We start from the raw sequence: 25,909 nt of genomic DNA on the forward strand, positions 1-25,909 counted from the left end.
ATGCAAAACCAGGGTTTGCTGAAAGAGTTGATCCAAAGCCTGTGCTGCCTGCCCGGCGTCGGGCCGAAATCGGCGCAACGCATGGCTTTTCATCTGTTGCAGCGCAACCGCGACGGCGGCATGCAGCTAAGCAAAATGCTTGCGAAAGCCATCGCCGAAGTCGGCCACTGCCGCGAGTGTCGGACCTTGACCGAAGCGGAATTGTGCGAGGTCTGCGCCAACCCGTTACGCGATTCGGAAACCTTGTGTGTAGTCGAAAGTCCGGCCGATGTATGGGTGATCGATCAAGCTACCACCTTCAAAGGCAAATACTTTGTGCTGCATGGCCGCTTGTCGCCGTTGGATGGCATCGGTCCCGATCAGCTTGGTGTTGAGTTACTCGAGCAGCGCATGGCATCCGGGCAAATCAAGGAAATCATTCTGGCCACTAATTCCACCGTGGAAGGCCAGGCCACCGCGCATTTCATCGGCGAAGTCGCGGCCAAATTCAATATCCGCGCTACGCGCATCGCGCACGGTGTACCGATGGGCGGTGAGCTGGAATTTATCGACAGCGGTACCTTGGCACATGCCTTCAACGGCCGCCGGGAATTTTAGGAGGAAACATGAGCGATTGTTTGTTTTGCAAGATGGCCAGCGGCGAAATCAAGCCGGATGTGGTTTACGAAGATGAGCAACTATTGGCGTTCCGAGATATTCATCCGCAGGCGCCCTTGCATGTGCTGGTCATTCCGAAGCGACATGTCGCCAATTTAAACGATCTCGATGATGCCTTGCTAGGCGGGCGAATGCTGCAAACCGCCGCTAAAATTGCGGGGCAGTTTGGCTATGCGGAAAGCGGTTACCGGACAATATTCAACTGCAACGGCGATGGCGGACAGACCGTGCATCACTTACATCTGCATCTGCTGGCGGGCAGACAGATGCATTGGCCTCCGGGTTAAATCAAATAAAAAAAGCCGCGAAATTCGCGGCTTTTTTATGCATTTTGGTAACCGCCGGGCGGATCAATGCTGTTCCAGCCAGTCCTTTATCTCTAGCGGGGTCATGGAGGTTCCGCCCAGTTCGCGCATAAAAAAGTCGAAGTAGCGACGGCATTTTTCCAAAAACCGTTCAAGATCCGCGTCGCTGTTCACGTAAGGCGTACCGCCAGGCATCACCGAGGGTGAGTGAAAGCTGAACACAAAGATTCGCACGCCATCGTCCAGCAAGGAATTGGTTAAGCGGCGCATTTCCGGTTCACTGTAATCCTCCGGCGATAGCCTAATCCGTTCCAATAGCCGGAGCCTTGCGACAGCGCCCGATATTTTGGACTTGCGCAGCCAAGGATGCATCAATCGGCGGTAAAGGGGCGTGCCGCCTGCTCGTAAGCTTCCTACATAACCGCCGGAGCCCGGTAAGCTGAGCAGGCGGCGCTGGCTGCCAAACCAAAACGGGTCACTGGTGTAGCTAGAGTAGTCCGGACCGCCGTCAGCGCTGTAATCGATTGAAGCGGCAACGCTGATATCGACTTCATAGCCCAGATCCTCGAGAATCTCACCGGTATTGGGGCCGAAGCCGTAACGGCCGGCAAGATAAGTTAAGGGCGAGGTGCCGAACGAGGTCTTGATTTGCTCAGTGAGTAGCCGGAGTTTTTCATGCTCCAACGCGCGCGGTAAATTGCCGGGATAGGAATTGCGCGCATTCAGTTCTTCATCGTACGGTGGCGACACCCAGGGATGCAAATGCGCACCGATCAGTGCTCGGCCCGAATCGGCGTAGGCTTTAAGCGGACCGAAGGCTGCTTCTTGCGAGGCAATCGGATAGTCGACCACATAGTTCGGCACAATACCAAAACTATCGAAAACATTCTGCGCACGGTCGATGTGACGCATATGCTTGACGCCTGTGGCGTGTCTGTCGTGCGGCTTGTTCCAGTCGAACTCCTCTTCGGTATGGATGACTACCGTGAGGATGGGGCGAGTTTCGCTGTCTACGCGAATCAGTTTTCGCTCACTCACTGGTTTAGCCCCACGATCTCGGAATAAAAGTTGCTGATGTCTGACTCGACCAGCGTGTCGCTGCGAAATACTTTGTTGCGATAGCCGGCTAGTTCGTGCGAAATCAGCGGTAACCTAGGTAGCAGACGTGATTCCACTCGCGTATAAAAACAGCCGTTTTGTAACAGGTGCCAGCCGATGGTTTGTCGGTAATTCAGAAACAGCTCGGGATCGCTGAATCCTATTATTAGCGCGCCGGGTATGCCTTTCAATCGGTTCGGTTTCCACGTCACAAGACAATACGCGCCGGGTTTCCCAACGGCAAGATGTCTTAGCCAGGGTAGGTGGCGGTGATCATGAAATACTTTGGCATCCGCCGGCGCCAGCGCTTGCTCGATTGCATCGTAATCGGTAAGCACGCGAATGCCGGTGAGGCGGGCAAATGGCCAGGGAAGATTGGGCCACAGTGCGTGGCGTTCGTTCATGGGCTTGAACTTCAGGAACTGTAGCGTCTTCGATACCACTTCCGTCGGCGTCAGGTCGGTGAAATGGAAGCCGGGCTGCGAGACGACAGCCATCGCCAGCCGCATGCTTTGGGAGCGGAAGGCTTCCAGCACGCACCAACTGGTGATATTGCAAAATTGTTCCGCTTGGCCGCGGATGATGCACTCGGCATAGATCGCGCCTATGCCGCCGACAATTTTGCCCTCGTCGCGAATCAGAAAGCCGTTGTTGGGTTTGGCGACCCCCCAGTTCTGCTGGAAAGCTTGCACCCATTGTTCGGCGCTGCGCTCGGAACTGAGGTGCTCCGTAAGAAATTGGCAGAAAGCGAGCAGGTCGCCGTCTTGAATCGGTTCCAGCGTCGGCATGGCCATGATTATTCCTTCAGCGCAATGGGGTCAAATAGGCGTATGGGGTGATTATTATGGTTACGCTGGTTTGCTGGAAAGCAGAAAGTTGGTCATCGCGTTAATCGAGCCGAGATTGTCGATGTTCATGTCTTCCTGTTTGATCCGAAAGTCGTAGCTGGCCTCGAACCAGACCACCAATTCCAGAATGGCGCCGGAGTCGAGCAAGCCGGTGGCGGGCAGGATGTCTTCGTCAGTGACGCCGGACGCGTCCATATCCAACGCTTTGGCAAGTTCTATTACTTTGTTGCGAATCGCGGCTTTGATCTGGTCGGGATTTAGGTTCATTTATCGGTAGCCTCTGGTTTATGTGTGCTGGTTATGCCGGACGAGACAACGCCAGCAGCACCTGTGCGACGTCAAAACCCGTGAGAACACGATGATCGTAAGTGGCGCCCAATACGGCCTTGTCCGAATTTTTCGGGGCTGCGTGGGCGATAATCAGCGATGTTTGCGGCGGTAGAATAGGGGTGTGGCGGCTGACATTCCAGCGGGCCATACTCGAAAACGATAAGGTGGCGCCGGAGGCTTCCTGCGGCGGCAGCTTGTGAGCCATCGCGTGGCGCTGTACCTCGCCTAGGGCGCTGATGAATTGTGCCGCATCCATGTCTTGAGTGTCGCGGACCACAGTTAGATAAAGCATAGATCCGGCCTGCACGGTAAAGCCGATATTCACGGGCGTATATTGGAAACGCTGACCGTTGACTATCGTGGAATTGATCAAAGGCCGTTCGCGGCCCAGTTCGGCCAGACGAAAAGCCATCAGCGGCAGCAAGGGCGAGAGCATTAGTTTATGTTCCGCCGCATAGGCGGCGGCCCGCTCCTCCCAGGGTTTGGGGTCGTATTCGACCTCCAGATAGGCCGAGGCCGCAAAATCCCGATGCCAGGCAACTGTGTGCAGCATGCCCGCCGCTTCCGGCGACAATTCCTGCAAGTCGCCGGCAACTGCTGGCGTATCTTCCCGGCGGATAGCCGTTTGGGTCGATAGTGCGGATTTGCCCGGCTTGCCGCCCTTGCTCAGCCAAGCTTCGATATCGGCTACCGACAGGCGCTCGCCACTGGCAGGAACGCGGGCCGGGTCGATGTCCAGTTCCTTGAGCATGGCTCTGGCTTTTGCAGTGGGTTGGCGCACGGAGCTTACTGTTGACGAACTGTCCTTGGTTTCTTCCGGGATCGCTTCGTCGCGCGTGGCGCCCAGCCAGAACATCACTGCACCGACGCGGATTTTTTGTCCCGGTTCGCAGTCGACCCTCAGCACGTAGCCGTCCTGTTCCGCGACCACGTCTATCATGGATTTGTCGGTTTCGACGGTGGCGACTACGTCACCGCTATTGATGAACTCGCCTTGCTTGACGTCGATGCTGACGACGTCCACGAACTCGTCGTTGATGTTCACGCAGGGGACGGTTTGGAAACTGGGCATGGCTGTCCTTTAAAAAAGGTCGAGAATTTGGTCGATGATCGATTGTTCGTCGGGAATAATGCTGCGCTCCAGACTGCGGGCGGAGGCGATGGGCACGGGCGGTGTACCGATGCGCAGAAACTCGCCCTTGAATCCGGACTCGAGCAAAGCGGCGGCTATTTCGGCGCTGACGCCGAAGTCGTGGTGAGATTCCTCGATCACGACCACGCACTCCCGCGTTGCCAGATGCTTGATCAACGATTCGCGCGGCAGTGGCGAAAGCAGCGACGGCGAGACGATTTCAACTTCCAGCTCTTCTTCGTTTTCCAGCCTGTTTGCCACGGCTTCCGTCATCGTCAGCATGCCACCGTAGCTTACTAAGGTTACATCAGGTTCGTTCGCACCGCGACGTAATGTAGGGAACAGGTGGGTAGCGACATCATCCGTTGCCGCCAGCGCGACATAATCCGCCTGATCCATCTTTTCGCCGTACAGCAGTTTGTGTTCAAGAAACAGCACCGGATAGTGCCAGCGCAGTACCGCGTCGATCAGGAGTTCGGCGACATTGTGTCTGTGGCTGCCGTAAACCACGGTCAGACCCGGCACCGAGGTAAACAGGTGTTCCGGGCTTTGGCTGTGTGTGGGGCCGTAACCGCGCCGGCCGCCGCAAGGCGTGCGGATGACGATAGGCACCGAGGTGTCTGCGAACATGCCGGGAAACTTTACGGCATGGTTGAGCAGTTGATCCAGGCATAGCGACAGGAAGTCGGCGAACATGATTTCCACGATGGGCAAGTAGCCATCAAGCGACAAGCCGATAGACGAGCCGGTGATGCCTGCCTCGCTGATCGGTGTGGAGATGACGCGACCGGGAAATTCGCTGGACAGGCCTTGTGTGACTTTGAAGGCGCCGCCGTAGGGGTCGTGCAGGTCTTCGCCGATTAATAGCGTGCGCTGATCGGACTTGAGCAGAAATTGCAAGGCGGTGTTAAGCGCCTGACGCACGTTGCTGCCCGCCGCGACTAGCGGATAACTGGGCACTGGGTGCTCAAGTTGGGCGGTGAAGATATGGGTTGGGGGTTCGGCAAGCGTGGCTTCCGGCGAGGCGTTGGCTGCCTGGCGTACCGTTTCCACAAACTCGCGATTACGGGCCTCGATGGTTGCCAGCGTATCGGCAGGCAACTGTCTGGCTAACGCGGCCAAGGGATCGCGGGCGCGAATTTCTGCAAGTTCGTTTGGATCGCGCAGATCGTCGCCTTTGCTGTGCGGACCCATCCGTCGGGTGTCAATCACCAGGAAACCGGGACCGCGACTTGCGCGTACCGCGCTGACTACTTCCGCTACTTTGTCGCAAAACTCCGGATCATTGTCCGCAATGCGCCAGGTGGGTAGCCCGAATGCCGTGCCGCGGGCTTCGATGTCGCCGCCCAGGTTGTCGCGACTGACTGTAGTTTGAGAAATGCCGTTGTTCTCGACTACGACCAGCAGCGGTGCTTTCCAGACCGACGCCAGATTCATAGCTTCGTATAGCAAGCCCTGACCTAGGGTGCCGTCGCCAATGATGGCTGCTACGATTCCGGCACTGCCGTGCAGCTTGCGCGCCAAAGCCAGGCCGGCGCCGATGCCCAGCATGCCGCCTTGGACTCCGTTGCTGTGAAAATTGCGGTGGACCAGATGTTGACTGCCGCCCCAACCGCGGCAGGCGCCAGCCTCGCGACCCATAATTTCGCCAACCAGCCCGACAAAGTCGCCGGAGTACGACAGGAAATGCCCGTGATTGCGATGATTGGAGAGGACGGCGTCATCAGGATGATCCAAGGCACGCACCACCGATAATGCGGTAAGTTCTTGGCCGATGCAGGTGTGGGTGGTGCCCGAGACCAGGCCGCGGGAAAATTGATCAAGCACCAGCTCTTCGGTCAGGCGAATCAGGTGACCGTAAGCATAAAGACTTTCCGGCTCAAGCCCGATTTGCGGTTTACCGTGCTGGTCGCGAATGAAACCCGGCACTTCCCAAGTTTTATCCTCCGGAAGGCGTGCTACTTTATGTGTGTCCATTTACTGGTTCCGGCGGTCTTGGATAGTGCTTTAGTCATAAGAATATAATTTACGCGAACCGAGAATACCGTGCAAGAACCGATTGAATTGATCCGGGGTGCGAAATCATCTGTTTGGAGAGATTAGTTGCGATTGCCTGGCGGCATCTTTTCTCTGAGTTTTAAGAAGCGCTGATAGCGCTCGGAAGCAATTTGCCCCGCTTCTACGGCCAGCCGCACCGCGCAATCCTTGTCGGTGACGTGCCGACAGTCGTTGAAGCGGCATTTGGAAATGTACGGCTGAAACTCTCTATAACCCCAAGCCAGTTGCCCTTCCGACAACCCCGCCAAGCCAAATATCGCGACGCCGGGGCTGTCGATCAGATCGCCGCCGCCCGGTAAATGGTAAAGCGTCGCGGCAGTAGTGGTGTGGCGACCGTGGCGGGTGATTTCAGAGACGCTGTTGATCTTTAAATTCCGATCCGGCAATAGCGCATTAGTTAATGAGGACTTGCCAACCCCGGATTGGCCGGCGAACATGCTGGTTCGCTGCGCCAAAACCTGTTGCAAGCCGGCTATGCCGATTTTTTGGTTGGCACTGACTCTATGCAGGCTGTAGCCCAAGTTTTGATAATAGGCTAACCCTTCTTCAACCAAAGGTGACAGCGGCAGATCGACTTTATTTAACACCAAAGCAGCATCGATATTGCAGTTTTCGCAGATTGCCAGGTATTGATCCAGCAGCAAAAAATCGCATTCCGGTTCGGCGGCGAAGACGATGAAAATGGTATCCAGATTAGCCGCTACCGGCCGCGTGTCGTTGCCGCGGCTGGGACGCTGCAACACCGAGCGCCTGGGCAGTATCTGCTCGATGCGGCCTTGCTCGGGGGAGGACATGGAGAGCAACACTCGGTCGCCGACGACCACTGTGTCCAGTTTACGTAAAGTCTGGCAGAGCACGAGTTGCTCGGCAGCTTTGTCAGCGTCGTCGCTAACCTCGACGGCGATACCCTTGCCGAGATGGGCGACCACCAATCCCTCGTGCAGGCCTGCCATCAGGCGGACTGCATCTTTTCTTCGATATGCGCTATGCGGATCGCGGCGGGCGGATGGCTGTAATGGAACGCCGAGTAAAGTGGGTCGGGCGTCAGGGTGCTGGCGTTTTCTTCATAAAGTTTCACCAAGCCGCTAATCATTTTGCTGCCTTGGGCGTTGCGGGTGGCAAAATCATCGGCTTCGAATTCGAATTTACGTTGAAAATAGGCGCTGATCGGTTGCATGAAGGTGGTGAAGACAGGCGATACCAGCATAAACAGCAACAGCGCCGCGGCGTTGGAGTGGGTGCTGACGCCTAGGCCGTCAAAGAACCAATCCTGAGTAATCAACCAGCCCAAGACTGCAAAGCTGATTAGTGTCATTACCGACGATGCGACCAGCATTTTGATGGTGTGTTTGCATTTGAAATGGCCCAGTTCATGGGCCAAAACCGCTTCCAATTCTTCCTCGTCCAGCGAATTGACCAGCGTATCGAAAAATACGATGCGCTTGTTGTTGCCCAAGCCGGTGAAATAAGCATTGCCATGACCGGAACGGCGTGAACCGTCCATGATGAAAATACCTTGGCTGTTAAAGCCGCAACGTTCCAGCAAGCCCTGAATGCGTTGTTTCAACGACCCTTCCTGCATAGGCTCGAATTTGTTAAACAGTGGGGCGATTAGAGTAGGAAACAGCCAACTCATCAACAGCGAAAAACTCATGATGATGGCCCAGGCATAAAGCCACCAGAGGCCGCCGATGCTGTCCATTACCCACAGAATCAGGGCCAGAATCGGCAAACCTATCGCCAGCGTCAAGCCCATGGACATCAGTTGGTCTTTCACGAACTGCGGCAGTTTGCTTTTATTGAAGCCGTATTTTTCTTCGATGACAAAGGTTTGGTACAAGCTGAACGGGATTTCAATCACGGTCATCAGCAGAAAAATGCTGGCCATTGAGAACAAACTCGCTATCAGCGGCGACAAGTCGAAGGTCGACCAGAAATCGAATACCAGGCTGATGCCGCCACCCAAGGTCAGCGCCAGCAGAAATATCATGCCGATCACGCTGTCGATGTCGCCCAGCTTGCTTTTCTCTATGGTGTAATCGGCAGCCTTTTGGTGGGCGCTGAGCGACACCCGGTCTTGAAAGGCGGTCGGCACCTGCTCACGATGCTGCAAAACGTAGGATTTCTGGCGCATTGCCAGCCAGAATTGGGTGCCGTAGGAAAGGACTAAAGCTACTAAAAAAATGCCGGTAAACGTGTTCATCAAGCCTATGTAGGTGGGGTTAACAATTAGCGGTACAGATTAGCTAATGCTACAATTTGCCGCAACATTATTAATACCATGGAATGAAAATGGCTCAAGATGCCGACAATCTTATCTGGATCGATCTGGAAATGACAGGCTTAGATCCTGATAACGATCTGATCATCGAAATCGCCACGGTAGTGACCGACAAAAATCTGCAAATCCTGGCCGAAGGGCCGGTGATGGCGGTGCATCAATCCGACGCGGCGTTGGCGGCAATGGACGACTGGAACCAGCAGCATCATGGTCAATCCGGCCTGATTCAGCGGGTCAAAGACTCCAAAATCGATGCTGCCGAAGCGGAGGCTCGCACCATCGCGTTTTTGCAGCAATGGGTGCCCGCCAAAACCTCGCCGATATGCGGTAACAGCATTTGTCAGGATAGGCGGTTTTTGTATCGCTACATGCCCAAATTAGAAGCGTTTTTCCACTACCGTAACCTGGATGTGTCTACCGTGAAAGAATTGGCCGCGCGCTGGGCGCCGCAGTTGAAGGACGGCTTCAACAAGCAGGCCTCGCACAAAGCCTTGGACGACATTATCGAGTCCATCGAAGAACTGCGGTACTACCGGGAAACGTTCTTTAAATTCTGATGTTGCAATTGTTCGCGGTCGCACTGGGCGGCGCCATCGGCTCCATGTTGCGCTATCTGGCCTCCAGCGGGGTGTATTTGTGGCTGGGTAGGGGCTTTCCTTACGGTACGTTGACTGTAAATTTGCTCGGCTCGTTTCTGATCGGGCTGATGACTGAAGCACTGATCCTGCAAAGGCTTGCGATAGCGTTGGAATACCGGACCGCGATTATCGTCGGAGTGATGGGCGGCTTTACCACCTTTTCCAGCTTTTCCCTGGAAACTTTCTATTTGCTGGAACAAGGTCAAATCAGCAAGGCCGGGCTAAATATTGTCGCCAGCGTGTTTGGGTGTCTGTTGGCCGTATGGGCCGGTCTGGCGCTAGGCAAAGGGTTATTTTTCTATTCGCAAGGTACATTCCGCCTGTTCGATTGGCCGTTTCCTTATGCCTTGACGCTGGTTAATGGCATCGGCGCGTTTTTGATCGGCATCGTCGCCACGGTGTTGATGCACAAACTGTCCGTTTCAATAGAATACCGGGCTATTTTAGTGACCGTGCTGATTGGTTTATTCATCACCCTGTCCGGCTTATATTTAATTCTCTACCTGCTGGAAAGCGGCCATTCCTTTGAATCGCATATGGGGGCAATGCTGACCGTTTTTTTGAGTAATGTCGTTTTTTGCACTGCTGCGCTTTGGCTTGGCTTGTGGCTGGGCAAGCAGGTATAGCCGCCGTTTTCTCTCTTTCTTCAATTCAGGATATTCATCACCATGCTAGACCCCCGTTTATTTCGAAGCGACCTGGAACTGGTTTTACAACAATTGCAAAGACGCGGTTTTCAATTCGATGCCGCTGCCTATCAAGCCCTGGAAGACCGGCGTAAAGAGGTTCAGGTCAAAACCCAGGAGCTGCAAAACGAACGCAACACCCGTTCTAAAGCCATCGGCCAAGCTAAGGCCAAGGGCGAAGACGTGCAACCCCTGCTGGATCAAGTCGCGGATTTGGGCGATCAACTGAAAGCCGCAGAATCTGAGTTGAACGACATTCAAAACCAATTGAGTGTCCTAATGGAAGGCATTCCCAATATTCTCGACGAAGCGGTGCCGGCCGGTAAAAGCGATGCGGACAATCAGGAAGTCAGCCGTTGGGGTGAGCCTCGGCAGTTTGCGTTTACCACAAAAGACCACGTCGATTTGGGCGAGCCATTGGGCATGAATTTCGAACTGGGCGCCAAGATTGCCAGCGCCCGTTTCGTGGTATTGGCCGGCAAACTGGCCACTTTGCAGCGCGCAATTATTCAACTGATGCTGAATACGCATATCAACGAACATGGTTATCAGGAAACCTATGTACCGTTTTTGGCTAATGCCGACAGTTTGCGCGGTACTGGCCAATTACCCAAGTTCGAAGCAGATCTGTTCACGGTCCAAAACGATCCGACGTTTTATTTGATCCCGACCGCCGAAGTGCCGGTCACCAACATCGTCCGCGATGTGATTGTCGAAGCCAAGCAAATGCCGTTGAAATTCGTTTGTCATTCACCGTGTTTCCGCAGCGAAGCCGGCGCATACGGCAGCGACGTACGAGGCATGATTCGTCAGCATCAATTCGAAAAGGTCGAGTTGGTGCAAATCGTCACGCCGGAGCAATCGGAGCAAGCGCATGAAGAATTGACCGCCCATGCCGAAACCATTCTGAAAAAGCTGAACCTGCCGTACCGTAAGGTGTTGCTGTGCGCGGGCGACACCGGCTTTTCATCGTCCAAAACCTACGATTTGGAAGTCTGGTTGCCCGGCCAGCAAAAATACCGCGAAATTTCTTCATGCAGTAACTTCAAGGATTTCCAGGCGCGGCGTTTACAAGCGCGCTGGCGCAATCCGGAAACCGGTAAACCTGAATTGGTGCATACCTTAAACGGCTCGGGATTGGCGGCTGGACGGACCTTAATCGCGGTGATGGAAAATTATCAAAACGAAGACGGTTCGATCACTGTGCCGGAAGCTTTGCGACCTTATCTGGGAGGTCTCGAAAAGATTCAATAACTTACAACCAGTCGGGTCTTTGGCGGCGGTGAAATAGTTTGGATGCGAAACTATCATCGGGTATCATCGCCGCCGAGGCCGCTAAATCAGTCAAAATCAATAGTTTGCCGGTTTAGACGCCGCCTCGAAAATTAGAAAATTATAATGAGGGGGTAACATGAGTGAAGCAAACGAAGTACAAGGACCATCTTTATATGAACGTATCGGCGGCGAAGCGGCAGTCAACGCGGCGGTCGATGTGTTCTACGGCAAAGTGCTGGGTGATTATCGAATCAACCGCTTTTTTGAAAGAACCGACATGGCTAAACAAGCCGAGCATTTAAAAACCTTTATGACGGTGGCTTTCGGCGGCCCCAACAACTACACCGGACGTTCCTTGCGCGACGGCCACGCACGCTTGGTGAAAATGGGTTTGAACGACTCCCATTACGATGCCGTCATGGAACATCTGGGCGCAACCATGCAAGAGCTGAATGTGCCTGCCGAACTCATTGCGGAAGCTGCGGCACTGGTAGAAAGCGTTAGAGGCGAAGTACTCGGTAAATAAAATTGGTTCCGCTACCTGGTCGCCTGCGCAAATCGGGTAGCGGCTTCTCCTGCTAGATATTCAGTTTGAATTGCGTGGTTAGTTTTTGTAAGTTTTCCGCCAGCTGATTCAACTGGTGGGCTTCAGAGGTAGTCTGATTCGCCCCGTTACTGGTGTGTTCCGATAAATTGGTAATGTGGACGATATTCCGATTGATTTCCTCGGTCACGGCCGTTTGTTCTTCGGCCGCGCTGGCAATTTGCAGGTTCATCGCGTCGATAGTTTCCACCGATTGGCTGATCGCTTCCAGGGATTGCATCGCCTCCCGAGATTTCTCCACACCTATATGAGCTTGCGTACGGCTTTGCCGCATCACAGCGACCGCCTCGCGCGATCCGGCCTGTAATTCGCCTATCATGTTCTCGATTACTGCAGTTGATTCTTGGGTACGGCTTGCCAGGCTGCGAACTTCATCCGCCACTACCGCAAAACCGCGCCCGTGTTCGCCGGCGCGGGCGGCTTCAATGGCGGCGTTCAAGGCCAATAAGTTGGTTTGTTCGGCGATACTTTTAATCACGTCCACCAAGGAGCCTATGGATTCGCTGCTTTTTTCAAGGCTTTGAATCACATTGGCGGCGCCTTCGATGTCTTTAGCCAATTGGCTGATCGATATTGTGGCGCTTGCCACTATGCTTTGACCGTTTTTTGTTTGCTCGTTAGCGGTGCTGGCCGCTTGGGCCGCCGTATTGGTGGTGGAGGCAACGTCCTGGATGGTAGCGCTCATCTGGTTGACCGCCGTCGCGACCGAGGTGGTTTCTTCGCGTTGCCGGTCGAGATGAATCGCGCTTTGGCTGGCAACTGTGTAGACTTTTTGCGCCGACGTATGCAATTCGGCACTGGTATGAATGATTTCCCTCAGCAAAGCCGAACTGGTGTCTATCATGGCGTTGAAGTTTTCGGCAATCTCCCGCATTTCATCGTTGGCATCGATATGTACTCTCGCGCTCAGGTCGTTTTGGGCAACGCGTTTAGTCGCGATGTTAATAGCGGTTATGTTGCGACTGACCGACTTGGTCAAGCCCAGCAATAACACAATGACCACCAACAACACCCCGAGTAGTCCGGCCAGCGTAAATTGTAAAAATCGGTCAGCCGCCGCGCTGCGGGTGCGAAAAAGCAGGTCGAGTTCCGCTATCAGTCCGGTGTAAAGTTGGTAAGACTGGGTGATGGCTTGGGTGGAGGTTTCGAATACTGTGTCGCTACCAACAGAAATGGTTTCGCTTTCGACCAATTGCTGGCGTAATAAACCGAGCATGGTTTGTAAGGCTGTTTGGTAGTTTTCATTGGTGCCGCGCAAATTTCGCGACACCTCGGGATTTTCCGCAAACGCCACGGCCAAGCCTTCATCCACCTTGCGGGCATGGGTTTCTATATTGGCGATTAAGATTAACAACTTGGTTAATGTTTGCGGCGTGTAGCTACCCTTGGCTGCGATGCCGGAGGCCAGAGCCCGCGCTTGCCCCATCACTTCGATTAATTCGGGCAAATCGGACGTTAGTACGAATCCCATATGAAAACTATCGAGCTTGGGGTCGAGGATGATGCCGGATGTATTCGAAATATGGTTTAGTAGCTTCAAACCATCGGCAATCAAAACGTTATGAGCGGTTATCGCTGCACTTAACTCTTGATCCTGGGAATGTGTTTTGATGTCGTTCCATTGTTGGCTGAGCTTGGCGAGCATGCTGTCGGTTTGCAAGGCGTCATGCAGTTCACGGTCGGTTTTTTCAAGTTCCGTAAAATAGCCATCGATTTCTTCGCGTTTACTAGTGATGCGTTCCTTAAATTGGGTCGCGCCGTTACGAAACGCGCTGGTCATGCCCCGATGCTGTTGAATGTGCTCGATTGGTTTTCTGAGGGCGGCGATGTAACTTAGGCCATGGCGTTCTCGCTCCAAGGAGTCGATTTCCGTCTGAAATTGCCTGACCAAGGTGCCTGCCATGAACAGCATGGGGATCAGCACGATGCTGAATAGCAGCGCAAATTTTGCGGGATAGCGGAGCCTATCCATCAAAGCGATTGCGGGCGAAATAACAAAATCCATAGTTAAGATCCTGGCGATGTTGTTGAGGCGCGTTTGCAGGCAACTATAGTTGTTTTATGTTTTTTGGAAAGTATCTAGTAAATTTAATCGGCGGCTTAGCGCGGCGGTGAGCTTGTTAAGCAGTTTTATGTTCTACAGGCGGGCAATCAGCAGGATCGCCGCCGAAATGATTAAACAGCTTCCCGCCAGCCAAGTGCCTGGACGGGACGGTTTTTTCGAAACTCGCAGCATGATGAGGATTGTCAGGGAAATCAGTAGGGCCGGATACGCTATCATGAACGCTAACGCCGGTAGCGCGGTGTTTGGACCGGCTTCTTCAAGCGTGTAATAGCTGAAACAGCCTAAACCGGGTAGCGCTAGTATCAGTGCCAAACTCAATAATTTATGACAGAACGCGTTCACGGTATAAAGCCTACCTTGGTTGTGTTGCGAAAAGTATATAGCTTGCCGGTAAGCCCTTAATCATGACTGGCCTGAAGTAGTTTCTATCCGGCGGGAAAATTTGCCTAAAGCCTGATTTATTGGATTATGATGCACTGAAACTCGCAAGATGGCGGTCCTTGTGACCGTTTAACCCGCTTTGAGGAGTAGTTATGCAATACGATTCCGGTGTTTGCCAAACATTGGTAGCTTTCAGTTTGGGTTTTTGGCTATTGCCATGCGCTTCCGCGGAACTCACTCGAGAAGGTGTTATCGCGATTATAGCTGAAGCCGGCAGTCAGCGGCCGAACTTGATCAAGAAAGACCTGTCGGGTTTGGATTTATCCGGGATCGATTTCAATAAAGCCGACTTGTTTTCCAGCAATCTTGACGGTGCAAAGCTAACGGCGGCTAGGTTGGTAGGTGTCAATCTGAATCTTGCGCAGATGCGTAATGCGAATTTGCAGAATGCCAATTTATCCTATGCCAGCTTATATGGCGTGCTGATGGACTATGCCGACTTATCGGGCGCGGACCTGAGCCGCAGTCGTGTGACCGGATCGCTGAACAATGTTAATTTCGCGGGCGCCAAATTAGCACAGGCCAATTTAGGTCCCAATTCCGCGAGTCCGCGGCAACTGCGCGATAAGCTGGAAATCAACAATGCGATACTGAACGATGCGGATTTGAGCGGCGCTAATTTTAATTATGCGCTGATGAGCAATACATCGCTCCGCCATGCCAATTTAAGCGGAGGTCAGTTTATCTGGGCGGACTTGTCCGGTGCTAATTTAGACGGTGCGACCATTTCCGGCGCGGATTTTAGAAGTGCCAACTTTGATGACGCAAATTTGAGTAATGTGAAAGGGGCCGATACAGCCCTGGGCTTTAAAAAATGAGTTTAAATTGGCCGGTCCGGCAGGACAGGCTGAGTTCAAACAAACGCTCATTAAGACATTGCTGCGATCATTTCGCCGGGTGTCGATAATGACAACGCCGACAAAGCGGGCAGCGGATAGAAGCCCACGCAATCACTATCGGCAAAATGCGCGTCATCGGCAAAAACTATGTTCAATTGCGATGTCAGTCGGTTGGGTACACGATACCAAGGCATTAAACCGGCTGGTTGAGAATAGACTGAGCCCGTTGCTTTAAAATCCAGCTTGCCTTGCTCGTTACAATACGCCATTTGCGTGTAAGCATTGGCAATAAAATTCAGTCGTTTCCAGCCGCGCAGTTTGGCATGCCAGCGCGACTGGTCTTGCTTGCGGTTTTCCAGAAACGCCGCGTAATTGCTTCCCGATAAAACCGATTCCACTTCATACGCAAAAGTCAGCGCCTGGCTGAAAGTCCATTCGCCAGGAAGACCGGCATTCACCAACGTAAAATTAAGCTTGGAATCGTGATGAATCAGGCTGCGCAGCCGCAGCCATTTCAATAACTCGTCCCGGTCCGGTGTGTTAAGAATTTCATCCAAAGTATCGTCCGGGCCCAATTGGGCGTAGCCGAGCGCAACGCTGAGGAGATGGAGTTCTTGTTTGCCCAATACCACGACTGCCGCCTTGCCCAGGCTTTTAACGTAACGCAGTACCTGCAAAGATTCCGGCCCTTGATTGACAAGATTGCCGGCAAACCATACCCGGTCTTCCAACGGATCGAAGCCGATAGTCGTCAGAAGTTGCATAAGTCTTTGGTAATCGCCGTTTACGCTGCCGATGGCATAGGTGGTCATAGGTATTTAAATTCCAAAGCCATGTCTGAACAAATGCCCGGCCATGACCGGAAGGTCAGCGCAAGGCCGGGAGATTTCCATCTTATCGTTAAACGCTATCAATTTTGATGCCATCAGTCTTGGCGCCGGATTTCTGGCGGTGATGATCCTGCCAACTCACTGATTATTCGTTGGAAACAGATGAAAAGTCGGCAATAGGGTGTTGGGACTTAACTGGGTAAATCTGGTTCGTTCCCCGCCAAATCCGCAGTTTTGCGTGTGAAATGTAAAGTAATCGACAGGTTTTGCAGCGCTGATGAACAAAGCCAATCATCCCCGCTGGCGATACTGAGAACGCCGTTATATTCGACAAGTCGGGAAGGAATTTACTATATGTAAAATCTATTGAAGCTATAAAAACAATCAATTTTATTTGTTGCAGGGGTTTGTTCACAATGGTCCCCAAGCTGGATCGGTTGAATTTCCAATCAGATTTCCAGTGATTTATTAACCCAGTCGGAAAATACTGTTCTTACCGAACGGAGTGTCAATAGCAGATACGGCCGGGTTCATAACAATTATTACCAGGAGACTTATCATGAAAACCTTAAACACCATCCAAGTTGCTATCGTCCTTACTGCCGCTCTTGTTTCGACAAGTGTTCAAGCACAGGGTGATCGCATCGCCTCCGGCGGCTTTTTAAATAGTTGGGTTGCTGAAGTGGTTTACGACAATCCCGCGCACAATCGCGGCATACATAGTTATCCCAATCCGCTTGCGCCTGTTGTGGTAGCGGAAAAAGATATGATTTATGTCGATAAGGCCTATGGACAAGCTATTTACAGCTATCCCAGAAATACAAAATGAGCTCAACTCTTGGCGGACGCCTTCGGGCGTTCCGCTTGTATCGACCGAATAAGCCCGTCGCCGCCATTCTCGTGAAAGTGGGGATCCAAGATTACCGTTGGGTTCCCATCGGCGCGGGAGCGACGATAATTAAGGGTCGGATTAACAGATTCTTGCCTATCCGGGAACCAAGGCTTTAGGGGCGTCTAAGGGCATGGTTGATAATCTTGAAAAGGTTCAAACCAGCTGATTGGAATACGCGTTTACAAAGCCCTTACTAATAGCACCGGCATCCACGGGCTTACCAATAACAGAAAGCCGGTAAACCAGATATCGAAAGTAGGGCGCAAGGCCGGAGCTTCGAGTTGGTCTGCCGACGGATTGCTGGGGGCGAATATTAATACCAAAGCGACCAACAGCATCAGCGGCGGCGCGAACAAAAATCCGAGCAATATTCCCCAGGCCGAAGAGCCGATGTCGCGGCAGCGTTTTATCATGGCGGATACACCGAATAAGCCGCATGCCAAGGCGATAATCAGGTAAAACGGCACGGCATATTCGTCGGACGACCCGCTGGTCGTTATCTGATGCGCATACAAGGGTAGTGCCAAAGCATTCAGCAAAGCTGGCAGCCCTAAAGCTATATATCGAGAGCGGTCGTAACGCAGCATGGTTCTGTGTATTCCCTAAATTAGCAGTTAACGGGATCGTCTAGGTTAGCTCAGCGGCTGGCGATTGCCAATTTTTGCGTGTTTTTTGATGATCCCGGCACGAGGATTAGGGATTGTTTTAGTGGCTTTATTGGTTACTGCTATGGCCACGACCACTGCTGATACACTTACAGCTAACCCGCTATGAATCCGGCCCTTCAATATCGTCGCCTGCGGCTTCGCGGGAATCACGATTCCAGGGAATTTAAGCCCCGGGTTAATAAACGTACCGCAATTCAGTCGCAATTCGGCAGGCAAATGCGCAATGATCAAAAAAATTGATGTAGCCGACCTGAAGCCCAAGATGTTCATCCACGACATCAACTGTCCGTGGATAAACCACCCGTTTTTGCGCAACAGCTTTTTGATCGAATCCGCTCAAGACATCGAAAAAATCGCCGCCTACGGCATTCGCCAGGTCTACATTGATACCGCACTCGGACCGGATATGCCGGAAGCTCCGACTATGCATGAAGTAAACCGGCAGCTAGACGAGCATATGCAGCATTTGGGGCGCACGCTTAAGCGCGTGCCGCCGCCGCTGGTAAGCGTCGAAAAGGAACGGGTTAAAGCCAAGCAAGTCTGCCGCGAAGCCAATCGCATCGTACACAACGTCCTACAGGATTGTCGCTTGGGTAAGCAGGTTCAATTGGAGCAGGTTGAACCGGTGGTTTCCGGCATCATCGAGTCGATTTTTCGGAACCCGGATGCCATTGTCAGTCTGCTCAGAATCAAGCAGGCCGATAAATATACTTTTCAGCATTCCGTTGCGGTGGGCACGCTGCTGATTAGCTTTTGCAGAGCCTTGGATATAGACCGCAAACTCATCGAACAGGTCGGCCTTGGCGGTTTGTTGCACGACATCGGCAAAATGCAGGTGCCGAATAACATCCTCAATAAACCTGGAAAGCTGACGGAAAGCGAATTTGAGATCATGAAGAAGCATGTAAGCTACGGCTGCCAGGTGTTGGAGAAAACGCCGGGTCTTTCACCCATTACCTTAAGTGTCGCGGCTGAGCATCACGAGTGTTTTGACGGCAGCGGTTATCCATTGGGTTTGAAGGGCGATGAAATCAGCCTGTATGGGCAGATGGCATCGGTGGTGGATGTGTACGATGCGCTGACCTCCACGCGTATCTATCACACCGGCATCGAACCCACGGAAGTGTTAAGAAAATTGCTGGAATGGAGTGACCACCATTTCAATCTGACACTGGTACATCAATTTATCCGCAGCATCGGCATTTACCCGGTCGGCACCTTGGTGCGACTGGAGAGCGGCTATCTGGCCGTCGTAGTGGAACAACATCATGAAAACCTGCTGCATCCCAGGGTAAGGGTGGTATTCAATGCCCGGACTCGCTGCTACACACCTCCCGCAGATTTCGATCTGTCCAAACCCGATTGCCATGACCGCATCACTTCGTTTGAGGTACCCGCGAAGTGCGGGGTCGATCCTCAGCGCTATTTATAGTTACGGTTCAGATAAGCCAAAAATTTGATGGAGGGCTTGAGCCAAGCTGAAGTTGCCGTCTGATTTTATGACGCTGTATTGAGCTACTTTCGTCAGCTCAATACAGGTTAGATAGTCGATTTAAAAAGCAAAATCAGTTTATTCGGCTTCTTTGGCTATGGGGTCACCTGATTCATCGACTGGCTGCACAAATTCAAACAGTTTGGAGCCGGTGTTGATGACTTCTACGTTACCTTGAAAACCACTGCGCGCAGCAACATTTTTGCAGAACGTTCTTTTGATAAAACCGGTTGTACATTTATTGGTGCCGTTGCTCAGGTCGTCGGCTATGGTCCAACCGTCCGGACAAATAATCGTGGGAATATCAAACGTTTTGCATACCGGTTTTGGTGTCGTGCCGCCGCCGGTCGGCTGGGCATGGGAAATGGCGCTGGCGCCGAACAAAACGGCGGATAGGACAAATAATTTTGGGGTTTTCATGTGATACCTCTTCGATGATTTAATTGATCAAGCTCCCTGGGATGTGGGGCGGCATGAATAATCCCTTTCGAAGAGGATATTAAGATTTAAGCTTGGACTTTTATATGAACTATTCCATCTGATCCGGCGTGATTAATTAACAGCAATTTTCTGCGCTATTGACGGTGTTTGAGTGCCTGTTAGGCTAATTAAAATCTCGCTGCCAATCATTGATGATCCGGCACAACTGGTCCAAACCGTCGCTGAGTGCCGCCGGGCCGGGTTGTAAAATATCGCAAGACTTAATCTCGTAAACCCGCTGCTGTTGCACGGCCGGAATGCTATCCCAACCGGGGCGAGCAGCTAGATGATCCGGGCGGAATTTTTTGCCGCACCAGGAGCCGATGATAATATCCGGCGCGCGGCGCACGACTTCCTGGGGATCAGCAATGATGCGTTGTTTGGCGGAATGTTCGGTGGACAATTCGGCAAAACAGTCCTCGCCACCGGCGATGCCAATCAACTCCGATACCCAGCGAATGCCGGAAATCATCGGCTCGTCCCATTCTTCAAAATACACCTTCGGCCGTTTGGCAAACCTTAGGCTGTGTTGGCGGGTTGTTTCCAGTTGCTGCCGGTATTGCGCCACTAGCACAGCGGCCTTTTCCGGAGCGCCGACCATAGCTCCCAGCAAGCCAATCATTCGCAAAATGCCGTCCACCGAGCGTTGGTTAAAAACGTGTACTTCTACGCCGGCCCGGATTAAATCCGCGGCGATGTCGGCCTGCAAATTGGAAAATCCGAGCACCAAATCCGGTTGCAGCGCCAGAATTTTATCGATTTTGGCGCTGGTAAATGCCGAGACTTTGGGTTTTTCCTTGCGAGCCTGTGCCGGCCTGACGGTATAGCCGGAGATACCAACGATGCGCGCTTGCTCGCCTAACAAATACAAGGTTTCGGTGGTTTCGTCGGTTAAACAGACGATGCGTTCAGGGTAATCCATTTGGCAATCCAAATTAGGTAATCAGAGGCGTTAACTCAGTTTGCTGCGGACAATAAAAACCGCCCAACAGCGTGTAGCCGGTAGGCGGCTTTTAGGTCCAGAGCGGTTTGGTCTTAGTTGGCTTCGATCAGACTAGGATCGTAATCTTCCGGCGCATCAAAACCCAACAGATTTAAAACGGTTGCCGCTACATTGGATAGACCGGCTTTCGGTAAATCCTGGCGCAATGTGTAACCTGGGTTTTCTCCGGAGATCAACACAAACGGCACCGGGTTTAAGGTGTGGGAGGTTTTGGCTTTAGCGCGGCCTTCGGCATTGCGCGTGACATTGCCTTTCTTGTCGAGCTCGTACATTTCGTCGGCGTTGCCGTGGTCGGCGGTGATGATCGCGGTGCCGTTCATTTCCAGAATCACCGGAATCAAACGTGCCAATTGCAGATCCAGGCCTTGCATCGCGGTAACCGCCGCTTCGAAATTGCCGGTGTGGCCGACCATGTCGCCGTTGGCATAATTGACCCGCAGGTATTTGTATTTACCGCTGCGCACCGCGTCGATCAGGGCGTCGGTGATCTCCGCGCATTTCATCCACGGCCGTTGTTCGAACGGCACCACGTCGCTGGGGATTTCGACATAAGTTTCGGAAGCCTCGTCGAATTTACCGGAGCGGTTACCGTTCCAAAAATACGTCACGTGACCGAATTTTTGAGTTTCGCTGATCGCATATTGGCTGATACCGTTTTTGGCTAAATATTCGCCGAGAGTGCGGTCGATGGTCGGTGGTTCCACCAGAAAGCGCGGCGGTAATTTGGTATCGCCGTCGTACTGCATCATGCCGGCGTAAGTCACTTTCGGCAGCGGGCCGCGCTCGAATGGGCTGAATTGCTCTTCGATAAAGGCCCGGGAAATTTCGATAGACCGGTCGCCTCGGAAGTTAAAAAACACCACCGCATCGCCGTCAACGATAGTGCCTAGCGGTTGGCCGTCTTTGGCAATTACGAAACCGGGCAAATCTTGGTCGATGACGTTGGCTTCGTTGCGGAAGGTTTCAATCGCTTCGTGGGCGCTGGCAAATTGTCTGCCCAGACCCAGTACGTGAATGTCCCAGCCGCGTTTCACCATGCTCCAGTCTGCTTCATAACGATCCATGGTGATTTGCATGCGGCCACCGCCGGAGGCAATCGCCACGTCGAACTCAGAGCTGCGCAAGCCTTCCAGGTAAGCTTCAAACGGATCGACATACTCCAACGCAGAAGTCTCGCCGACATCGCGGCCATCCAACAGGATATGCAAGCGCACTTTGGCTACGCCTTCTTGCTTTGCCTGCTCGATCATCGCTTTCAGATGGTCGATATGCGAATGCACGTTACCGTCGGAGAACAGACCTAAGAAATGTAAAGTGCCGCCTTGCTTGGCGGTGGCGATCACGTCGTGCCAGGCTTGGCCTTGCCAGAGGTGGCCGCTGCTGATGGATTCGGCGACCAATTTGGCGCCTTGCGCGAACACCCGGCCGGCGCCGAAGGCATTGTGTCCAACTTCGCTATTGCCCATGTCTTCGTCGCTGGGCATGCCGACAGCGGTGCCGTGCGCTAGCAGTTTGATCATTGGATAGCTGGCCATGTAACGGTCCAGATTAGGTGTGCGCGCGGCTTTGACTGCATCGCCATCTTCGCGCGGCGAAATGCCGACGCCGTCCAGCACGATGGTAACGACAGGACCGGGGGAGGCGGGAAAACGGGAAGATTTTGCTAATTTCATGGTGTTATTCAATGGGTGGTACTTTGGAAGTTAAAGGAAATGGGGTCAGATCAACAGCGGAAATGGCGCTTGGGCGATGACAAAGCTGAACATCATACCTGATCGGCAAGGTCCAACAGCACGTCCTCATAAATCGCGTTTAAATCCAGCGTGATGTTCAAGCCGGCTAGCGGCAGACGGTCGCCGATGTTGGAAAAACTATGTAACAACCAGCCTTGCGCAGTGCGCTGAAAACAGTCAATAGCCTGGCTTTGGCTGTCGATCAGCCAGTAATGTTGCAGGCTGTCGAGTTGGCGGTAGGTGGCAAATTTGGCGCCGCGATCAAACGCTTCGGTGGAAGGTGACAATACTTCGGCGATGAATAGCGGATGCTGTTTGAACAGGCGGTTGTCGCGGTCTTTGGCTTCGCGGGTCACCAGCACATCGGGGTAGAAAAACGCGTTAGCTTTAGTAACATTGACTTTCATGTCGGAGATATAGGTGCGGCAGGGAGTGTCTTTCAGATGTTGTTTAAGTAGAAAGAACAGATTCCCGGCGATTGAAACATGCGCATCGCTGGCACCGACCATGGCCCAAACCTCGCCGTCGAGATATTCATGTTTGATTTGCGCCGAGGCCTCGCCTTGCAGGTAGTCTTCCGCGCTTAGTTTTAATTTTTCTGCCAGAGCCATCGCTGATTTGTCTTGGATATATAAAACGATTCTAACGGTTGCCGGGTAAATGTGGAACCCTCGCGCCAAGTATTTCGCTAGGAATTTTGCTAAGCAAAACGTCTGCGCTTGCTTGGGCTGTATATAAGATTTTTCAAAAAATAAGACCTCAACGTGTCTCAGTCTTAAACACCCGATATTTGCGCAGCTAAACCTCCAAGCCCAGCATGGATTTCTATAGGCGATACGCCAAAAAGCTAGCAAATAACTGATTGCGATTGAACATAGCTCATCCTTTCGAACGAAACCCGCTGATGACGGAGCAGTGTCTTCGATTACCCAATCAGGTAACCATCCCGAAATAGGTAATCGCTTTATGAAAAATCTTTCAACGCTTTATTTTGCCGGCAAGTGTAATTTTATCTCCCCAAATGAACCATACGTCCCTTTTTTGGAATCAACCCGCGGGAAAGGCAACGCTATCAAGTTGTACTTCCCGCTAAGTTGATTAGATAACTTTATGGTCTGGTCGATAACAATAACAATTTTTGGAGAGAACAATGAACAAAACTGCTTTGCTCACGACAGTGTTTACAAGTCTTGCCGCTTTTATAGAGCCGGCCGCAGCAAAAAGTGTCACGTTGTTGCCTGTCGTTTGCAGCCAAGGTACCCCGACAGCGGCAGTCTTTCAAAAGCAAGGGGCTCTGTTCAGTAATTTGGGCTTTAATGGCGGAAGTGTTAGTGTTCCCGGAATATGGCATACCACGATCACCGATAACCAAACTACTCTCCTTCTGGATTTCACAGATACCAATGAGCGGCCGGCGCCATCGATTTTTTTGGCTAGTGTAACCCTACCAAAAGGAACGCATTTGCTAACGTATCACTCGGAAAACTTGAACACTGGCGAAACGTGCGACTTTTTGATCAATTCAAAGGTTTAGTCTGTCTGGCGGCTGCCGACAGGCGAGACGCCGAAATACAGACAAGAAATCAATATCCATAGAATCCATCAAGCCAAACTAAACAGGCAAGGCTGTTGGGAAGATCTTATTCGGCGGAATACGGTAAACCGGTTCCGCCGAATGGGCTGCACCAAACAAATCGGCCATGTGTTTGCGGGCTGACTATCTAACTTAAGAAACCAACTTTTCCAAAACACTGCGCGTACAATTTAAGCCATCACATTGTTTGTCTGGATTGCTTAAATCTTCAAGAGGTGCCGCCATGACCATACCCCAACCGCATAACCCGCTTGAGCAGTTGCAGGAAAATTGCCGCTATTTCGAATATACCCAAGCCGCCGATCCAATCGGTTCAGGAACGATTTCCAAACTGCCGTTCGCCAATTTCGGTAGCGAGTTACATCAAAGCGGCGAAACTCGGGTTATCCCGCTGGATGTCAGCGCGCAATTAAATTGTCCCGGCCCGGCCACAAGTCCGGCGTTGTGCGCGAACTTTGTCAGAATTCTGGCCGGCGAGTCGCTGGCGACTAATTTCAATGCCACCTCGCTGTTGTTTTACGTGATGTACGGCAGCGGCCACACCGAATTCGATGACCTGACTATTCCGTGGCAAACCGGCGATTTTGTGGTGCTGCCGATAGGTAAGGACACCCGGCATTTTGCCGACAGCGATGCGGCTTTTTATCTGGTGCACGACCAGCCCTTGTTGACTTACCTGGGCGTCAAAGCCGAAACGCAGTGCTTTAAACCGACGCTGTATACCGCAGCCGATTCTCTTCGCGAGTTGGCTGCGGCGCAAAAAGCAGCGGAGGCGGTGAATCGCAACCGCATCAGTGTGTTGCTGGCCAACAAAGCCATGGACCAAACCTTGACCGTGACTCACACGCTGTGGGCGATGCTGGGTGTGTTGCCCAAGGGCGCGGTGCAATTGCCGCATCGGCACCAATCGGTAGCCTTGGATTTGATTCTGGATTGCGCGCCGGGTTGTTACACCCTGGTCGGGCCGCAGATTTCGGCTAACGGCCAGATCGTCAATCCCACCCGCGTCGATTGGCAACCCTATTCGGCCTTCATCACCCCTCCGGGCTACTGGCACGCGCATTACAACGAGTCGGATAAAGAGGCGCATTTGATTCCGTTGCAAGACGCCGGATTACAGACTTATTTGCGCAGTTTGGATATTAAGTTTGTGTTGCCGGATGGGAGTGTTTCGGGGTGAGGCTATTTAGGCAATTGAGATTGTTCCGTTAATGATCTTCTGTTCCGGTTTTCGTTTCATCGTACATACTGTCTATCAACTCGCCAAAAATTTTCATCTTTCCCTCTTTTGAGCATAGCAATTCAGGGCTCATACCATCCAAGACACCGTTAAATTTATTCAAGAAATTTAAGTATGATTTTTCTTTCTCCTCTCGTGTCCAGAGATGATCAACCGGTGTTTTAAAGGAATTCACTCGAATAATTGAAGCGTCAATACTAGAGAGTACTCCGAAACAGGTGTTTGTGAATTTAAGTCTCGGCCACGCATCTATCGGGGTATTATTATTTTGAAGCTGTTCACAACGAGATCGGATTTCTGGGGTTTCGAAAGAAATAGGTTCAACTCGATGTCCGAATTCATTGCGTATTTTTCTAATTAGATTTAGATCGCTATATACTGATTTAGTTAGTAGTCCCGTTAGATAGCAGAAATCTATTCGGGATGAGAAACTTCCTGCCACGCCGTTGAATTCTAGAAATTGCTGAACAATTTTTCTGTCATCCACTAGCTTCTTACTAATAAGTAGCTCTAGCCGGCTGTCGAGAAATGCTGCTGCCATAAGTGCGCACCCCCGATCAGATTCTGGTGAAAGTGTTTGTCGGAATTCAAAGGCCTCCTGGGCAAAAGACCTTAGGTCTTCCGGTAGGTTATCAATGACCATTTCTTTTGATATTCAAAAAAGTTTCTTTAACTTACATAGCTCGTTTAGGGGTGCCTAACTCGAGGATTTCAAATGCT

Annotated in this window: 28 protein-coding genes; 11 read left to right on the forward strand and 17 right to left on the reverse strand. The window is 52.2% G+C overall.

Annotation, left to right across the window (positions count from 1 at the left end; translation table 11 throughout):
- Both recR and METH11B_RS0117995 read left to right on the forward strand, forming a co-directional pair.
- A complete protein-coding gene (gene recR / locus METH11B_RS0117990) occupies window positions 1-597 on the forward strand; it encodes a recombination mediator RecR (RefSeq protein WP_026603212.1) in 597 nt (198 codons plus the stop codon).
- 8 nt (window positions 598-605) lie between these two features.
- Entirely contained in the window at window positions 606-944 is a 339-nt protein-coding gene (locus METH11B_RS0117995) for a histidine triad nucleotide-binding protein (RefSeq protein ID WP_026603213.1), read from the forward strand.
- Window positions 945-1,007: 63 nt separating this feature from the next.
- Here the strand turns inward: METH11B_RS0117995 and METH11B_RS0118000 are convergent, their stop codons facing one another.
- The 7 genes from METH11B_RS0118000 to METH11B_RS0118030 form a co-directional block, all read right to left on the reverse strand.
- Window positions 1,008-2,000, reverse strand: a complete 993-nt coding sequence (locus METH11B_RS0118000) for a polysaccharide deacetylase family protein (protein ID WP_026603214.1) — start codon at window positions 1,998-2,000, stop codon at window positions 1,008-1,010.
- Complete coding sequence (locus METH11B_RS0118005) at window positions 1,997-2,854, reverse strand: hypothetical protein (protein WP_026603215.1); 858 nt, start codon at window positions 2,852-2,854, stop codon at window positions 1,997-1,999. Before METH11B_RS0118005 ends, METH11B_RS0118000 begins: the two co-directional genes overlap by 4 nt.
- Window positions 2,855-2,908: 54 nt before the next feature.
- On the reverse strand, window positions 2,909-3,175 hold the full coding sequence (locus METH11B_RS0118010; RefSeq protein WP_026603216.1) for an acyl carrier protein: 267 nt from the start codon (window positions 3,173-3,175) through the stop codon (window positions 2,909-2,911).
- A gap of 31 nt (window positions 3,176-3,206) precedes the next feature.
- Window positions 3,207-4,310: a 2-oxo acid dehydrogenase subunit E2 gene (locus METH11B_RS0118015; RefSeq protein WP_026603217.1), complete on the reverse strand. Its 1,104-nt coding sequence runs from the start codon at window positions 4,308-4,310 to the stop codon at window positions 3,207-3,209.
- A gap of 9 nt (window positions 4,311-4,319) precedes the next feature.
- Window positions 4,320-6,347 (reverse strand): dehydrogenase E1 component subunit alpha/beta, encoded by a 2,028-nt coding sequence (locus tag METH11B_RS0118020; RefSeq protein WP_026603218.1) that lies wholly within the window; start codon window positions 6,345-6,347, stop codon window positions 4,320-4,322.
- A gap of 122 nt (window positions 6,348-6,469) precedes the next feature.
- On the reverse strand, window positions 6,470-7,381 hold the full coding sequence (rsgA, locus tag METH11B_RS0118025) for a ribosome small subunit-dependent GTPase A (protein WP_026603219.1): 912 nt from the start codon (window positions 7,379-7,381) through the stop codon (window positions 6,470-6,472).
- Entirely contained in the window at window positions 7,381-8,631 is a 1,251-nt protein-coding gene (locus METH11B_RS0118030; RefSeq protein WP_026603220.1) for a M48 family metallopeptidase, read from the reverse strand. The genes rsgA and METH11B_RS0118030 overlap by 1 nt, the downstream gene beginning before the upstream one ends.
- A gap of 89 nt (window positions 8,632-8,720) precedes the next feature.
- On the opposite strand from METH11B_RS0118030, the gene orn reads away from it, so the two are divergent.
- From orn to METH11B_RS0118050, 4 genes are all read left to right on the forward strand, one after another.
- A complete protein-coding gene (gene orn / locus METH11B_RS0118035) occupies window positions 8,721-9,266 on the forward strand; it encodes an oligoribonuclease (RefSeq protein ID WP_036277782.1) in 546 nt (181 codons plus the stop codon).
- The gene (crcB, locus tag METH11B_RS0118040; protein ID WP_026603222.1) at window positions 9,266-9,973 is read left to right on the forward strand and encodes a fluoride efflux transporter CrcB; all 708 of its coding nucleotides are present in this window, start codon (window positions 9,266-9,268) and stop codon (window positions 9,971-9,973) included. Before orn ends, crcB begins: the two co-directional genes overlap by 1 nt.
- A gap of 42 nt (window positions 9,974-10,015) precedes the next feature.
- Complete coding sequence (gene serS / locus METH11B_RS0118045) at window positions 10,016-11,287, forward strand: serine--tRNA ligase (protein WP_026603223.1); 1,272 nt, start codon at window positions 10,016-10,018, stop codon at window positions 11,285-11,287.
- A gap of 157 nt (window positions 11,288-11,444) precedes the next feature.
- Complete coding sequence (locus METH11B_RS0118050) at window positions 11,445-11,834, forward strand: group I truncated hemoglobin (RefSeq protein WP_026603224.1); 390 nt, start codon at window positions 11,445-11,447, stop codon at window positions 11,832-11,834.
- Window positions 11,835-11,886: 52 nt separating this feature from the next.
- On the opposite strand, the gene METH11B_RS0118055 is transcribed toward METH11B_RS0118050, so the two are convergent.
- A complete protein-coding gene (locus METH11B_RS0118055) occupies window positions 11,887-13,917 on the reverse strand; it encodes a methyl-accepting chemotaxis protein (protein WP_026603225.1) in 2,031 nt (676 codons plus the stop codon).
- A gap of 132 nt (window positions 13,918-14,049) precedes the next feature.
- Entirely contained in the window at window positions 14,050-14,319 is a 270-nt protein-coding gene (locus METH11B_RS26965; protein WP_036276149.1) for a hypothetical protein, read from the reverse strand.
- A 191-nt stretch (window positions 14,320-14,510) separates the two neighbouring features.
- Between METH11B_RS26965 and METH11B_RS0118065 the strand changes: the two genes are divergently transcribed.
- Window positions 14,511-15,236, forward strand: coding sequence for a pentapeptide repeat-containing protein (locus tag METH11B_RS0118065; RefSeq protein ID WP_026603227.1), 726 nt, complete (start codon window positions 14,511-14,513; stop codon window positions 15,234-15,236).
- A gap of 50 nt (window positions 15,237-15,286) precedes the next feature.
- On the opposite strand, the gene METH11B_RS0118070 is transcribed toward METH11B_RS0118065, so the two are convergent.
- Window positions 15,287-16,069 carry a symmetrical bis(5'-nucleosyl)-tetraphosphatase gene (locus tag METH11B_RS0118070; protein WP_026603228.1) on the reverse strand — a complete coding sequence of 261 codons (783 nt, stop codon included), beginning with the start codon at window positions 16,067-16,069 and terminating at the stop codon, window positions 15,287-15,289.
- A gap of 577 nt (window positions 16,070-16,646) precedes the next feature.
- On the opposite strand from METH11B_RS0118070, the gene METH11B_RS0118075 reads away from it, so the two are divergent.
- Complete coding sequence (locus METH11B_RS0118075) at window positions 16,647-16,916, forward strand: hypothetical protein (RefSeq protein WP_020483470.1); 270 nt, start codon at window positions 16,647-16,649, stop codon at window positions 16,914-16,916.
- 242 nt (window positions 16,917-17,158) lie between these two features.
- Here the strand turns inward: METH11B_RS0118075 and METH11B_RS0118080 are convergent, their stop codons facing one another.
- Together METH11B_RS0118080 and METH11B_RS29220 are read right to left on the reverse strand one after the other, a co-directional pair.
- On the reverse strand, window positions 17,159-17,566 hold the full coding sequence (locus METH11B_RS0118080) for a DUF805 domain-containing protein (protein WP_026603229.1): 408 nt from the start codon (window positions 17,564-17,566) through the stop codon (window positions 17,159-17,161).
- Between the two features lie 45 nt (window positions 17,567-17,611).
- Entirely contained in the window at window positions 17,612-17,878 is a 267-nt protein-coding gene (locus tag METH11B_RS29220; RefSeq protein ID WP_155931139.1) for a hypothetical protein, read from the reverse strand.
- Between METH11B_RS29220 and METH11B_RS0118085 the strand changes: the two genes are divergently transcribed.
- On the forward strand, window positions 17,871-19,079 hold the full coding sequence (locus METH11B_RS0118085; RefSeq protein ID WP_026603230.1) for an HD-GYP domain-containing protein: 1,209 nt from the start codon (window positions 17,871-17,873) through the stop codon (window positions 19,077-19,079). The two genes, METH11B_RS29220 and METH11B_RS0118085, sit on opposite strands and share 8 nt — an antisense overlap.
- A 138-nt stretch (window positions 19,080-19,217) precedes the next feature.
- Here METH11B_RS0118085 and METH11B_RS0118090 read toward each other — a convergent pair whose 3' ends face one another.
- From METH11B_RS0118090 to METH11B_RS0118105, 4 genes are all read right to left on the reverse strand, one after another.
- Window positions 19,218-19,559 carry a hypothetical protein gene (locus METH11B_RS0118090; RefSeq protein ID WP_026603231.1) on the reverse strand — a complete coding sequence of 114 codons (342 nt, stop codon included), beginning with the start codon at window positions 19,557-19,559 and terminating at the stop codon, window positions 19,218-19,220.
- Between the two features lie 184 nt (window positions 19,560-19,743).
- Complete coding sequence (locus METH11B_RS0118095; RefSeq protein WP_026603232.1) at window positions 19,744-20,541, reverse strand: cobalamin-binding protein; 798 nt, start codon at window positions 20,539-20,541, stop codon at window positions 19,744-19,746.
- Between the two features lie 113 nt (window positions 20,542-20,654).
- Window positions 20,655-22,295: a 2,3-bisphosphoglycerate-independent phosphoglycerate mutase gene (gpmI, locus tag METH11B_RS0118100; RefSeq protein ID WP_026603233.1), complete on the reverse strand. Its 1,641-nt coding sequence runs from the start codon at window positions 22,293-22,295 to the stop codon at window positions 20,655-20,657.
- A 92-nt stretch (window positions 22,296-22,387) separates the two neighbouring features.
- The gene (locus tag METH11B_RS0118105) at window positions 22,388-22,966 is read right to left on the reverse strand and encodes a Uma2 family endonuclease (protein ID WP_026603234.1); all 579 of its coding nucleotides are present in this window, start codon (window positions 22,964-22,966) and stop codon (window positions 22,388-22,390) included.
- A 539-nt stretch (window positions 22,967-23,505) separates the two neighbouring features.
- On the opposite strand from METH11B_RS0118105, the gene METH11B_RS0118110 reads away from it, so the two are divergent.
- Window positions 23,506-23,889, forward strand: coding sequence for a hypothetical protein (locus tag METH11B_RS0118110; RefSeq protein WP_026603235.1), 384 nt, complete (start codon window positions 23,506-23,508; stop codon window positions 23,887-23,889).
- Between the two features lie 283 nt (window positions 23,890-24,172).
- On the forward strand, window positions 24,173-25,129 hold the full coding sequence (locus METH11B_RS0118115) for a cupin (protein ID WP_026603236.1): 957 nt from the start codon (window positions 24,173-24,175) through the stop codon (window positions 25,127-25,129).
- Window positions 25,130-25,157: 28 nt separating this feature from the next.
- Here METH11B_RS0118115 and METH11B_RS26970 read toward each other — a convergent pair whose 3' ends face one another.
- Window positions 25,158-25,832 (reverse strand): hypothetical protein, encoded by a 675-nt coding sequence (locus METH11B_RS26970; protein WP_026603237.1) that lies wholly within the window; start codon window positions 25,830-25,832, stop codon window positions 25,158-25,160.
- Window positions 25,833-25,909: the final 77 nt, after the last annotated feature.

This window comes from Methylomonas sp. 11b (genome assembly GCF_000515215.1).
In the GTDB taxonomy this organism is placed as follows: Bacteria; Pseudomonadota; Gammaproteobacteria; order Methylococcales; family Methylomonadaceae; genus Methylomonas.